This is a genomic window from uncultured Psychroserpens sp. (genome assembly GCF_947503375.1).
GTDB lineage: Bacteria > Bacteroidota > Bacteroidia > Flavobacteriales > Flavobacteriaceae > Psychroserpens.
The window spans coordinates 109,464-122,245 of sequence record NZ_CANNDQ010000003.1 but is presented as its reverse complement, the minus strand read 5'-3'; the positions used below and the strand labels follow the sequence as shown (position 1 = coordinate 122,245).

The 12,782-nt window shown below is 33.0% G+C and carries 12 protein-coding genes; 3 read left to right on the top strand and 9 right to left on the bottom strand.

Translation table 11 applies throughout. From position 1 onward, the window contains the following. Positions 1-10: 10 nt before the first annotated feature. From Q0876_RS06590 to uvrC, 7 genes are all read right to left on the bottom strand, one after another. Positions 11-943, bottom strand: coding sequence for a tryptophan 2,3-dioxygenase family protein (locus Q0876_RS06590; RefSeq protein ID WP_299225369.1), 933 nt, complete (start codon positions 941-943; stop codon positions 11-13). Between the two features lie 5 nt (positions 944-948). Next, positions 949-1,728 (bottom strand): DUF3108 domain-containing protein, encoded by a 780-nt coding sequence (locus Q0876_RS06585; protein ID WP_299225367.1) that lies wholly within the window; start codon positions 1,726-1,728, stop codon positions 949-951. 213 nt (positions 1,729-1,941) lie between these two features. Beyond that, a complete protein-coding gene (gene hppD / locus Q0876_RS06580; protein WP_299225366.1) occupies positions 1,942-3,102 on the bottom strand; it encodes a 4-hydroxyphenylpyruvate dioxygenase in 1,161 nt (386 codons plus the stop codon). Between the two features lie 46 nt (positions 3,103-3,148). Then, positions 3,149-3,616 carry a CCC motif membrane protein gene (locus tag Q0876_RS06575; RefSeq protein ID WP_299225364.1) on the bottom strand — a complete coding sequence of 156 codons (468 nt, stop codon included), beginning with the start codon at positions 3,614-3,616 and terminating at the stop codon, positions 3,149-3,151. A 12-nt stretch (positions 3,617-3,628) separates the two neighbouring features. Continuing rightward, complete coding sequence (locus Q0876_RS06570) at positions 3,629-4,789, bottom strand: homogentisate 1,2-dioxygenase (protein ID WP_299225362.1); 1,161 nt, start codon at positions 4,787-4,789, stop codon at positions 3,629-3,631. Between the two features lie 185 nt (positions 4,790-4,974). Next, positions 4,975-7,212: a patatin-like phospholipase family protein gene (locus Q0876_RS06565; protein ID WP_299225360.1), complete on the bottom strand. Its 2,238-nt coding sequence runs from the start codon at positions 7,210-7,212 to the stop codon at positions 4,975-4,977. Continuing rightward, positions 7,209-9,002 (bottom strand): excinuclease ABC subunit UvrC, encoded by a 1,794-nt coding sequence (uvrC, locus tag Q0876_RS06560; RefSeq protein ID WP_299225358.1) that lies wholly within the window; start codon positions 9,000-9,002, stop codon positions 7,209-7,211. Before uvrC ends, Q0876_RS06565 begins: the two co-directional genes overlap by 4 nt. Before the next feature lie 114 nt (positions 9,003-9,116). Between uvrC and rimK the strand changes: the two genes are divergently transcribed. The 3 genes from rimK to Q0876_RS06545 are packed head-to-tail and all read left to right on the top strand — an operon-like array spanning position 9,117 to position 11,526. Beyond that, a complete protein-coding gene (gene rimK, locus Q0876_RS06555) occupies positions 9,117-9,992 on the top strand; it encodes a 30S ribosomal protein S6--L-glutamate ligase (protein WP_299225356.1) in 876 nt (291 codons plus the stop codon). Further along, complete coding sequence (locus Q0876_RS06550; RefSeq protein ID WP_299225354.1) at positions 9,993-10,970, top strand: succinylglutamate desuccinylase/aspartoacylase family protein; 978 nt, start codon at positions 9,993-9,995, stop codon at positions 10,968-10,970. It begins immediately after the preceding gene. Next, entirely contained in the window at positions 10,957-11,526 is a 570-nt protein-coding gene (locus Q0876_RS06545) for a 5-formyltetrahydrofolate cyclo-ligase (RefSeq protein ID WP_299225352.1), read from the top strand. Before Q0876_RS06550 ends, Q0876_RS06545 begins: the two co-directional genes overlap by 14 nt. A gap of 133 nt (positions 11,527-11,659) precedes the next feature. Here the strand turns inward: Q0876_RS06545 and Q0876_RS06540 are convergent, their stop codons facing one another. Together Q0876_RS06540 and Q0876_RS06535 are read right to left on the bottom strand one after the other, a co-directional pair. Beyond that, on the bottom strand, positions 11,660-12,280 hold the full coding sequence (locus tag Q0876_RS06540) for a lipoprotein signal peptidase (protein WP_299225350.1): 621 nt from the start codon (positions 12,278-12,280) through the stop codon (positions 11,660-11,662). Between the two features lie 118 nt (positions 12,281-12,398). After that, on the bottom strand, positions 12,399-12,782 hold the full coding sequence (locus Q0876_RS06535) for a TraR/DksA C4-type zinc finger protein (protein WP_299225347.1): 384 nt from the start codon (positions 12,780-12,782) through the stop codon (positions 12,399-12,401).

Below are 12,782 nucleotides of genomic sequence, written 5' to 3'. Positions count from 1 at the left end.
GCTAATTTTTTTAAATGTTTTCTCCCCAGTTATTTAGTTCGTCTTCACTCCAAAGTTCAGGAAAAAATATACGTCTTTGATATTTAGGATGCATGTATTTTTTCCAATCACTTCCTCCTGTAGCTTCTCCATCTCCTGTACCACTTTCAATATAATGCTTTGCTGCATTATAATGTGCCATTACCCAAGTAACGTTGACTGTATAGTCGTAATGTCGCATCGCTTTTACCAAATCTTTATCTTGTTGGTCCTGCTTTGGTAATTCTTTGAAGCGTGTCCATAAATTTTTAGTGTTATAGGTTTGCATAAAGCGAATAAAGTCGCCTTTGTAACGTTTTTCGAAATTCACCAGAAGCGTTGACTTTTTTCCTGTATTGTAATCTTTCCCTGCTGCTTGCCAGTATAAGTGTTCAAAAGCATGCTCAAACGGCGTGTTTCTATCTATAGTCTTTCTAAATCTGAAGTCAATAAGGTTAATCAATTCGGTAGAAGCAAATTCTATCATCCTGTATTGGGCACTCTGAAAACCACTAGCTGGTGTTAAGGTGTATCTAAACTTCATGTATTGCTGAACTTCCATACCTTCTCTCATAATATTGAATGAGGTCGTCAGCATATCAAAATACCTACTGATACGCATGATCTTACTTTCAAAATATTCAGCATTTAAGTCATCTTTACTAGCGACCTGTTCAATTTCCCAAAGAATCATTTTAAAAATCAGCTCATTAATTTGATGATAGGCAATGAATACCATCTCATCGGGAAGTGTTGTTCTTTGTATTTGAAGGTTTAGAAGCGCATCCGTTTGTATATAGTCCCAATATGTAATAGGCTTACTATAGAGTAAGCCATAAAGGTGGTCGTCTGTATCTTGATCTATTTTTGTATACTTCTCTTGGAGTTGTTTAATGATATCGTCAAACAGTTGTGAATCTTGCATATTAGTTAGTCAAATTGTACTTGAAAAGAATGTTTTAATCCCTTAAAGGCTTCTAAATTAGCTTGTAATGAACCTACGGCTAAATCTGCTTTAATTTTTAATGGAATTTTATTGTTGTCTGCGCTTACCCATAAGGTTAAACTTTCTTGTTCTTTGAATACTCGACCAGCCATTACATAGGGTCTAAATTTTAAGGTTTTCACCTTGCCAAACTCTGTATCGATGGTTTCTCTACCTAAAAATTTCAATTTGAAATTATAATTTTCTTCATCAAAAAACATATTGAGCTGAACAATTTCACCAACCCTTATTTTATCTGTATCATAATTATTTCGCAAATAATAAAATGCCGAGACCATATCTTGAACATCTTTTTCGGTAGCAACCGTTCTCTTGGTCTTATGTTTTTTGTTTTCAACTAAGGCTTTTTGGTTATCATGATCGAAATCAATTTCGATATCTTTAGTATGACCACCTTCATTTATTTTTCTAATGAATTTATATGGCATCCCTGTTTCTCTATCAAAGTAGCTTTCGTATCTATCTTTTACTTTAAAAAACCATTTGATTGGACCTGTTGTCCAACCTTTTCCAACAACATGAAAAACTGGTCTTCCATTTATTGTCGATTCTTTTACTTCTAATGTTGCGTTTCCAGCTTTGAGAAATTTGCTATAGCTCATTTCAAATTTAAACCATTCTCCTCCCTGAAATGCACTTTCTTTTTGGGCAAAAGAAATTTGCATACAAAACACAACGCCAATTATAAGTAGTACATTTTTCATTATTGTAGTTATTGTAAATGAAACTTTATTACATTTCATTTTATTGTTCTAAAGGGAGAATTACAATTACTGTTCCAAAAATATAAAAAAACTCGTAATCATTAGTTAATATCGCTATTATAGTTATGCTAAACTCCTATATAATTGTACGAAAACAAAAAGACCTACACAATTTGATATTATGTAGGTCTTTTTCGATTTGTCACATTAAACTTATAGTGTTCCTCTTTTGGCTTGTTCACGTTCAATGGATTCAAATAAGGCCTTAAAATTGCCTGCACCAAAGCCTCTTGCTCCCATACGTTGTATAATTTCAAAAAACAGTGTTGGTCTGTCTTCTACTGGTTTAGTGAAAATTTGCAACAAATAACCTTCTTCATCTGCATCAACTAAAATTGAGAGCTCTTGTAACCTCTTAATATCTTCTTTCATCATATCACGATGTTCTCCTAAACGTTCTGGGATCATATCATAATAGGCTTGTGGTGGTGGTGGTAAAAACTCGACACCTCTAGCTTTTAGTTGTGCTACAGTTTTAATAATATCGTCGGTAGCAACTGCAATGTGTTGTACACCAGACCCTTCATAAAAATCTAAATATTCTTCTATTTGAGATTTTTTCGCTGCTTTTGCAGGTTCATTTATTGGAAATTTTATTCGCCCATTTCCATTACTCATCACTTTACTCATGAGTGCGGAGTATTCTGTATGAATTTGCTTGTCATCAAATGACAAGAAATTCACAAACCCCATAACATCTTCATACCATTTTACCCAAGTATTCATTTGTCCCCAACCTACATTTCCAACCATATGATCAATATATTTTAAACCAACTGGCTCTGGATTGTAGTCTGATTCCCATTTTTTAAATCCTGGTAAAAACGAACCACTATAATTTTTACGTTCAACAAACATGTGTACGGTTTCTCCATAAGTATATATCCCTGCTCTAACTACTTCTCCATATTTGTCTTTTTCAACTTTAGGTTCCATATAAGGTTTTGCGCCTCGATTTGTGGTTTCTTGAAATGATTTTCTAGCATCCTCTACCCAAAGGGCAATAACTTTAACACCATCACCGTGTTTAACTATATGATCATTGATTGGTGATTTGCTATTTAATGGAGTTGTAAGTACTAAACGGATCTTATCTTGCTTTAACACATAACTCACTTCATCTTTTGAGCCTGTTTCTAATCCTTTATAAGCGTAAGATTGAAAGCCGAAAGCTGTTTTATAAAAGTGTGCTGATTGCTTTGCGTTACCAACATAGAACTCTACATAATCTGTTCCTAAAAGTGGTAGAAAATCTTGAGCACCTTCAAATATTTTTTCTAAACCGTAGTTTACTGATTTTACGTCTTTACTCATTTTTTCAATTTTAATTGTTATGCTAGTTTGTTTAATTTTTATAATCCTATTCAAGGGATTCGTTTAAAGGTTCACTTATTATAGAATCTATTTGTAGTGTATCTTCTTCTATTTCAAAGTCATCATAGTCGTAGATACTATCGTTTTCCCATTCATAAAAGTCTTCATCAAAGGTATTACTATCATTGTAACCCTCCATAAATGCAGTAGATAAAAGCGCTCCGTATAACACGAAATAAGCTACGTAAATCACTGTGATTAATGCGCTTAACACCAAAGCTACAATATTTATAACTCTAGCTGTAGTTACATTACTTCTACTTTGAACGGCATATATGTCTTGGTTTTCATTAAATAGTCTCAAACTCTTATTTGACATGACCAAACCTATGATACTCAAAACCAAAGGAATGACAGCAAAAAGACCACAACAACAGCCTGCAAATGAAACAACTAGTGCGATAACACCCAATATCATTGCTGTTGGGTCAGCTGGTAATTTATTATATGACATCTATTTATTTCATTAATGTTCTAACCAAGATTTAAAATAATCTTCGTCTGCAATTTTAAGTGCTTCCTCGGTTATTTGTAATGGCTTGAATGTATCAACCATAACAGCTAATTCATCTGTTTTTACTTTACCTATGCTTCGTTCTGTAGCTCCAGGATGTGGTCCATGAGGAATACCTGCTGGATGTAAAGATATATGTCCTGCATCAATATCGTTTCTACTCATAAAATCGCCATCAACATAATACAATACCTCATCACTATCTATATTACTATGGTTGTATGGTGCTGGAATGCTCTCAGGATGATAATCGTAAAGGCGAGGTACAAAACTACACACTACAAATGCATCAGTTTCAAATGTTTGATGAACTGGAGGTGGTTGATGTATTCGTCCAGTAATAGGTTCAAAATCATGAATTGAAAAAGCATATGGATAGTTGTAACCGTCATATCCTACCACATCAAATGGATGCGAAGCATATATCATTTCAAATATATCATCTTGCTTCTTTACTTTTATCATAAAATCGCCATATTCATTATAAGTCTCTAACTCTTGTGGTTGACGAAGATCACGCTCACAGAATGGTGAATGTTCAAGCAATTGACCAAACCAATTTCTATAGCGTTTGGGCGTATAGATTGGTCGTTTAGACTCAACGATAAATAATCGATTATCTTCAGTGTCAAAATCTATTTTATAAATAATGCCTCTAGGTACTAATAGATAGTCACCATATTTAAAATCTAAGTTCCCTAAGTGTGTTCTTAATTTCCCCGTACCTTTATGAATAAAAATTAGCTCGTCGGCATCAGAGTTTTTATAAAAATAATCCTTAGTAGATTGCTTTGGAGCTGCCAAAATTATAGTACAATCACTATTGGTTAATATCGCTTTTCTACTATTTAAATAATCATTCTCAGGCGGCACTTGAAACCCTTTCAAACGATAAGATTGTATACTGTTGGCTTTTGCGATTTTAGGTGCTATATTGTATTGTTTTCTTATTTCTTTAACTTGAGTTGGTCTTTGTTCATGGTATGAATTAGTAGACATCCCATCAAATCCAATAGTCCCAAAGAGTTGCTCATAGTATAAGCTTCCGTCTTCTTTTCTGAATTGTATATGTCGTTTATATGGGATTTTTCCCAGTTTATGATAAAAAGGCATGCTATTGATATTAAATATTAGAACTTAAAAATTGGAATTGATCTTTTTAAACTTTTTCACTTGATATAAAGATACAATATTGCGTACTTATTCTGGATTTCTCTTGATGAGAAATTGAAGATGAGTTAATAAATCTTTAAATAATAGATTTAGCATGCATCAAATATCGTGAAATTCTAGATATTTTAAAACCAGAATCCAATATTAAAGTACCAAATACTTTTTCGTTGTTCTGGAGAGTAACTGAATTTTGCTTGTAATGGCCCTAAAAATGTTTCAACTCCATATCCTAATGCATATCCTCTGTAATCTGGAAGAGTAAACCACTCACCTGATTCAAATATATTGTCGTCAACATTTGCCCAATTTCCTTCTAAAGTGATGTGATGTTTCTTGAAGATTTCATAATCTGCCGAAGCAGTAGCTTTCACATAGCTATTCCCTGTTAATGAAATAAAATCATAACCATAAAATGGGATAAAATTATTGATGAAATCATTACCATAACCTCCAAGTGCAAAGTCTAAAGTATTGGTTGTACCTTCTCCGATTTTAAAACCTCCCTCAGTTTTTAAATTAAATGCTAACTTATCTGACACTGAAAAGGCATAACCCATATCTGCTTTAGCAATTGAAAATGGCTCAAAATCGTCATTAAATCCTGAAGCTAATAGGTACCAATGAAAATCACCACAGAAATATAAGCCTCTTTTAGGAAAATATTTATTATTGTATGTATCTAACTTCAAAGTTCCAAATAAGCTTCCATAGTCTGTATTTTCAAATATAAACTCATCGGTTTCAGAATTAAGAGTAATCGTTTCTGATTTTATTTTTAATCGTTTGTGTTCTGCACCAATACTGAATGCAAAATCTCGTCTAAACAAACTCTGTAAATAGAATTGATTGGTTTGATCTTGCAGTTCTACATCAATCTTATTTAGACCCGAGCCAATAACTGGCGAGTCATCAATTAACAATTGTACATTAATGCCTTTATGAAATTGATTGTATCTAGATTTAAAACCAATACTCCAATAGAAGCCTTTGTCAATTAGGTATTCAAAATTATATCTCACATTATCTCCCAAGATGATATCAAGCGACGCTACATCATTATCAAATAAGAGTCTCTTTTTTGTAAAATTCACCAATGCTGCACTTTTGTATAAATCATCATAATGCAAGCCTAATTTTAAAAATGTTGTAATCTCATTTTCTACAAGGTTAGCAAACAAATCATATCCATCTTTATCTTTTGACTTTTTAAATTGATACTGGAAGGTATCAAAATTGTTTGTTGCTATAAGGTTATTAATTCCTCTATTGAAATCGTCATAACTTACTTTAGAATCTCCTTTCAATTTCAATTTTCCTAAAACGTAAGATCTTGTGTATCGTTTATTACCCTCAATATCTATTTCATTTATTTGAATACTATCAGCTGTTACGATATTGACTTGTGTTTTTAAGTTTTCAGATTTAATGGTTTTTAATGGTAATAATTCATCAATTTTTGCTAACGCTGCCTGCACACCATTTTCAACGATTTTTTCACCTTCACTAAATGAAACTACAGTGAAATCTGTGATATCAGGACGAATATAGATGTCTGTCTTTAAAGATTTCTGTTTCATATCATTGATTGTCCTAAAATTATTAATCTGAAGCAGCACATCTGGTGCTGATTTAAGTTCAGATCTGTCTCTTAACCCATCTTGCACATCTACACCAATAATAATATCCATCCCTTTCGCTTTGAGTTCATCTATAGGGTAATTGTTAATGACGCCACCATCAATCAATAATTTATCATCAATTATGACTGGCTGAAATAACGATGGAAATGCACCACTAGCAGTGATAGCTTGAGCTAAATTACCAGAATCTAAAATAACTGCTTTCCCATTTTCTACATTTGTAGCAACACAAAAAAATGGAATAGGCAATTTTTCAAAATCATTGATTTCACTAACGTGCAATGTGAGTTTTGATAATAGATTAAAAACATTTTGGCCTCGAGATAAAGCCGATGGCAATTTTAACTTAAACTTATCAAAGGGCAGTGAAACTGCATATTTTTCAGTATTATCACGTTCATAGAATGTTTTAGCAGCTCTAGGTATATCGTCACTAATAACAGCGTCAAAATCTAAACTCTTAAAAATAGAATCTAATTGTTTTCCTGAATAACCTGAAGCATATAATGAGCCAACTATAGCTCCCATACTTGTGCCAGCAATATAATCTACTTTTATACCAAGACTATCAATCACTTTTAATACACCAATATGAGCAAACCCTTTAGCACCACCACCGCTTAGTACCAACCCTACCTTTTTAGAATTGCCTTCAAAATTATTTTGCGCTATTGTATTTAAGCACATAAAACACATTAGTGTAATGATAAGGAGCTTTTTCATGTTTTACTATAATAGGCTTTTATTTTTTTTGCTTTAGCACGTCCAACTACTTTTTCTAAATCTTCCACTGTTGCCTCAGCAATACGTTTAACTGATTTAAAATGCTTCATCAATGCAATAATTGTTTGTTCCCCAATGCCATTTATGGTCTCTAACTCTGTTGTTAATGCGTTTTTACTTCTGCGGTTTCTATGATGTTCAATACCAAAACGATGAGCTTCATTACGTAATTGTTGAATAACTTTAAGCGTTTCACTTTTCTTGTCTAAATATAGTGGAATTGGATCATCTGGATAAAATAATTCTTCCAAACGTTTCGCAATTCCGATAATAGCAATTTTTTGTCTTAGACGTAACATATCTAAACTTTTCAATGCTGATGAGAGTTGCCCTTTTCCTCCATCTATAATTATAAGCTGAGGCAATGGCTGCTCTTCCTCTAGCAATCGTTTATAGCGTCTGTAAACCACTTCCTCCATTGAAGCAAAATCATCTGGGCCTTCAACTGTTTTTATATTAAAATGACGATAATCTTTCTTACTAGGTTTACCGTCTTTAAATACTACACATGCTGCAACTGGATAAGTACCTTGAATATTAGAGTTATCAAAACATTCAATATGGCGAGGTTCTTCATTAAGACGTAGATCGGATTTCATCTGAGCCATTATTCTATTGGCATGACGATCTGGATCCACAATCTTAACTTGTTTGAAGCGCTCCATTCTGTAATATTTAGCATTTCTAAGAGATAATTCTAAAATCTTTTTTTTATCTCCTAATTTTGGAATGCTTACTTTAATCTCATCTCCTAAATCGACCTTAAAAGGGACATAGATCTCTTTAGAATTTGAACTAAAGCGTTGTCTAATTTCTGTAATCGCCAACTCTAACAATTCTTTATCTGTTTCGTCTAATTTTTTCTTAATCTCAAGTGTATGCGACCTAATAATACTACCATAAGACAGTTGCAAGAAATTGATATAGCCATAACTTTCATCACTTATAATACTGAAAACATCAACATTACTTATTTTAGGATTTACTACAGTAGATTTTACTTGATAATTTTCTAAAACTTCTATTTTTTCTTTGATGCGTTGTGCCTCTTCAAATTGCATATCTTGAGCTAATTGCTTCATTTGCATTTTGAATTGAGATAGCGAGTCTTTAAAATTTCCTTTTATAATTTCCCTTATGGCCTTAATATTTTTATTGTATGCTTCTTCGCTTTGTAAATCTTCACATGGACCTTTACAATTTCCCAAGTGGTATTCTAAACATACTTTATATTTTTGAGCTTCAATTTTTTCTTTTGAAAGATTATAATTACAAGTACGTAAATTATACAGGCCTTTAATAAGGTCGAGTAAGGTCCAAACGGTTTTCATACTTGTATAAGGACCAAAATATTCTGAGCCATCTTTAAATATACGTCTTGTCGGAAACACTCTAGGAAAACGCTCATTCTTTATACAGATCCAAGGGTACGATTTGTCGTCTTTGAGCATCACATTATAACGTGGTTGATGCTTTTTTATTAGGTTATTCTCAAGCAAAAGTGCATCTGTTTCGGTCTCAACAACAATATGCTTTATCTGCGCTATTTTCTTTACCAAAACTCTAGTCTTACCATTATCATGAGTTTTAGTAAAATAAGAGCTAACTCGCTTCTTAATATCTTTTGCTTTGCCTACATAAATCAATTTATTGTTTGCATCAAAATATTGATACACTCCTGGCTGATGTGGTAAGGTTTTAAGTTGAATATCTAGAGTAGGCTTTTGCATCACTCAAAGGTAAACGAAAAGCGATTACTGTAAAAATTAAATCCTGACGTATTTTAGTATATTGCAGTGTAGTTAACGATAGATCAAAATATCTCGTTGTATTAAATACGCTATATGAATATTGTAATTTTATCTAGAAATCCACATTTGTATTCCACACAACGGCTTGTAAAAGAAGGTGAAAGCAGAGGTCATGAAGTGGAAGTAATTGACCCTCTCAAATGTGATATTATCATTGAAAAAGAAAAACCAACCATTTATTACAAAGACCGTTATTTAAATTACGTTGATGCTATTATTCCAAGAATAGGTGCTTCGGTAACATTCTATGGCTGTGCAGTAGTAAGACAATTTGAAATGATGGGTGTATTTACTATTGTTACCTCTGATGCTATTTTAAGATCGAGAGATAAATTAAGAAGCCTGCAACGGTTAAGTAAAGCAGGAATAGGAATGCCTAAAACCGTATTTACTAATTATTCTCGAGATGTTGAGGAGGTTATTGAACATGTTGGAGGAACTCCAGTAATTATAAAGCTTCTTGAAGGTACACAAGGTCTTGGCGTTGTTTTAGCAGAAACTAAAAACGCAGCAGAATCTGTGCTTGAAGCTTTTAACGGTCTTCAAGCTAGAGTAATCGTACAAGAGTTCATCAAAGAGGCTAAAGGTGCAGACATAAGAGCATTAATAGTTGACGGGCAAGTGGTTGGTGCAATGAAGCGTCAAGGAAAAGAAGGTGAGTTTCGTTCAAATTTACATCGTGGTGGAAACGCAGATATTATAAAGCTAAATACTGACGAATTGCGTGTCGCTATGAAAGCTTCCAGAGCGTTAAAGTTACCTGTTTGCGGTGTAGATATGTTACAATCTGCAAGAGGGCCCTTACTACTAGAAGTCAATTCAACACCAGGATTAGAAGGCATAGAAACTGCTACAGGAAAAAACATTGCTAGGGCGATTATCACTTTTATAGAACGTAATAGAAAGTAAATGAGCAACAAAAACATATTAGAAATCTTAGGAGAAGACGTTCCCTTAGGAAAGAGTGCAACTGTAAGTTTTAATGTTGCAAAACTACACACCCAGAATACAATAGATGTTCCGGTGATCATTGAACGTTCAAAAAAACCTGGCCCAACAGTTTTAATTACTGCAGGTATTCATGGAGATGAAGTCAACGGTGTAGAAATTGTGAGGCAAATTATAGCAAAAGGGATTAACAAACCCAAAAAAGGCACCATAATCTGTGTACCTGTTATTAATGTATTTGGCTTTATACATATGGATCGAGAGTTTCCTGATGGTCGTGATTTAAACCGTGTTTTTCCTGGTATAAAAGGAGGATCACTAGCTAGCCGTGTGGCTTTTAAACTAGTTACTGAAATTTTACCTCATGCAGATTTGGTCATGGATTTCCATACAGGTGGAGCAGATCGATTTAATGCTGCTCAAATACGCATCATTAAAGGTGAGAAAAACCTAAATGAGCTTGCTAAGGTTTTTGGTGCTCCTTTTGTTCTATACTCAAAAAACCTAAATAAATCTTTTAGAAACACCTGTTACAAACTAGGAATTCCTATCCTCCTATTTGAAGGTGGTAAATCCTTTAATATTGATAACACAATCACCAATACAGGAGTAAATGGTGCCAAACGAGTGCTTCATCATTTAGAAATGCTTAATAGTAAGTTTAAAGTATCTCAACCCAAAAAGTCTTGTGTTTTTATATCAAATAGTAAATGGATAAGAGCAAACTATTCTGGTATGTTCAAGCCTTCTTTAAAAATTAATTCTAAAGTGAATAAAGGAGATGTTATTGGTCACATCACTGATCCTTACGGAGGCTTTAATCATACTGTAAAAGCACCTAATGATGGCTATTTATTTAACATCAATGAATCTCCAATCATTTATCAAGGTGATGCTATTTTTCATATTTCAACTAACGTAAAGGATGACAAAGACTGAACTGCGTAAAGCATACAAGTTACTTAGAAAAGCACTTTCTAAAACCCAAGTTGAAGACTTGAGCTTACAAATTGCAAATCAACTATTGAAACTCCCAATATGGAATTACGAATTTTATCATACTTTTTTATCTATTAAAGAGCAAAATGAGGTCAATACAGATTATGTTTTGAATATTCTATCTGGCAAAGACAAACACATTGTAATTTCAAAAAGCAACTTTTCTACTCTTGAGTTATCTCATTTTTTATTAACCGATAGCACAAAAATCAAAAAGAATATTTGGAATATCCCTGAGCCCATCTCAGGTATTCCTATAGACGCAAAGCAAATCGATGTGGTCTTTATCCCATTACTTGCTTTTGACAAAACTGGTAATCGAGTTGGCTACGGGAAAGGGTTTTATGATAGGTTTTTGATCAATTGCAAACCTGAAACCATAAAAATTGGCTTATCTTTTTTTCAAGGAGTTGAACAAATCATAGATGTTTTCGAGGATGATGTTAGTTTAAACTACTGTGTGACTCCAAAAAAAATATACACCTTTACAACATAGTTATTACAATTTTCAGAATACGTAATTCTTAAACAATCACCTTATAGTCATTAAAAATTAGACATTCTCTCCTTGAAGGATTAAATAAATAAAATTTAATTGCTATTATACAAAATGTTGTTTGAGTAAACGCTTAGGAGTTATTAAAAGCACGTTTATTAAAGAAAATTAAAATCCCTATACCAGTACTTATCGCCATATCAGCAACGTTAAAAACTGGCTCAAAAAATGTAGCATATCTACCTCCATAAAAAGGAATCCAATCTGGTATCACACCACTCCAAATAGGGAAATGTAGCATATCTACCACTTTACCGTGAAAAAGAGTATCGTATCCACCATCTTGAGGCAAGAATGAAGCCACTTGATTCATACTATCATTAAAAAGTACTCCATAGAACACTGAGTCTATAATATTTCCTAAAGCTCCAGCAAGTATCAATACTATGGCAAATATCAAGGTTCGTGCTCTTTGCTTTTTTATTGATACTGTTAACCAATAACCGATACCAATTACTGCAATGATTCTAAATAAGGTTAAGAAAAGTTTTGCTGTTCGATCTGAAATGAAAGTTATGAAATCGCTTAGTTTAGTTCCCCAAGCCATGCCGTCATTTTCTACAAATACAATTTGAAACCATTCAAAAACAACAACTTTATCATGCAAGGCAAAATGTGTTTTGATATAGATTTTTGAGATTTGATCCAAAAGTAGAATAACAAAAATAAATATAGTTGCTTTTCTTAAAGACATGATTTGGTATTACAGTTCATAAAAATACTTGTTTTATTCTATTCGCATTTAAAGAAAAAATAAAACGTCTTACGAATGCAAGACGTTTATGTGGGTTTAAATTCTTTATAGAATGGATTTATTTTTGCATGTTTTTTGCTTCAATACTCAATGTAGCATGAGGCACTAATTTTAAGCGTTCCTTATTAATTAGCTTCCCTGTAACACGGCATACACCATACGTTTTATTTTCTATTCTTATGATCGCATTTTTAAGATCACGAATAAATTTTTCTTGACGAATTGCCAATTGTGAGTTTGCCTCTTTACTCATCGTTGCACTTCCTTCTTCAAAAGCTTTAAATGTAGGCGAAGTGTCGTCAGTTCCGTTATTGTGATCGTTCATGTAAGCACTTTTTATGAGTTCTAGATCGTGCTCTGCCTTTTCAATCTTCTCAAGGAGTAAGGTTTTAAATTCTGCTAGGTCTTTGTCTGAGTATCTTACTTTACTATCTGTTGCCAT

Excerpts from the sequence above, each read along its gene's own strand:
- Q0876_RS06590 (WP_299225369.1), bottom strand. The coding sequence starts at position 943 with ATGCAAGATTCACAACTGTTTGACGATATCATTAAACAACTCCAAGAG.
- Q0876_RS06585 (WP_299225367.1), bottom strand. The coding sequence starts at position 1,728 with ATGAAAAATGTACTACTTATAATTGGCGTTGTGTTTTGTATGCAAATT.
- hppD (WP_299225366.1), bottom strand. The coding sequence starts at position 3,102 with ATGAGTAAAGACGTAAAATCAGTAAACTACGGTTTAGAAAAAATATTT.
- Q0876_RS06575 (WP_299225364.1), bottom strand. The coding sequence starts at position 3,616 with ATGTCATATAATAAATTACCAGCTGACCCAACAGCAATGATATTGGGT.
- Q0876_RS06570 (WP_299225362.1), bottom strand. The coding sequence starts at position 4,789 with ATGCCTTTTTATCATAAACTGGGAAAAATCCCATATAAACGACATATA.
- Q0876_RS06565 (WP_299225360.1), bottom strand. The coding sequence starts at position 7,212 with ATGAAAAAGCTCCTTATCATTACACTAATGTGTTTTATGTGCTTAAAT.
- uvrC (WP_299225358.1), bottom strand. The coding sequence starts at position 9,002 with ATGCAAAAGCCTACTCTAGATATTCAACTTAAAACCTTACCACATCAG.
- rimK (WP_299225356.1), top strand. The coding sequence starts at position 9,117 with ATGAATATTGTAATTTTATCTAGAAATCCACATTTGTATTCCACACAA.
- Q0876_RS06550 (WP_299225354.1), top strand. The coding sequence starts at position 9,993 with ATGAGCAACAAAAACATATTAGAAATCTTAGGAGAAGACGTTCCCTTA.
- Q0876_RS06545 (WP_299225352.1), top strand. The coding sequence starts at position 10,957 with ATGACAAAGACTGAACTGCGTAAAGCATACAAGTTACTTAGAAAAGCA.
- Q0876_RS06540 (WP_299225350.1), bottom strand. The coding sequence starts at position 12,280 with ATGTCTTTAAGAAAAGCAACTATATTTATTTTTGTTATTCTACTTTTG.
- Q0876_RS06535 (WP_299225347.1), bottom strand. The coding sequence starts at position 12,782 with ATGGCAACAGATAGTAAAGTAAGATACTCAGACAAAGACCTAGCAGAA.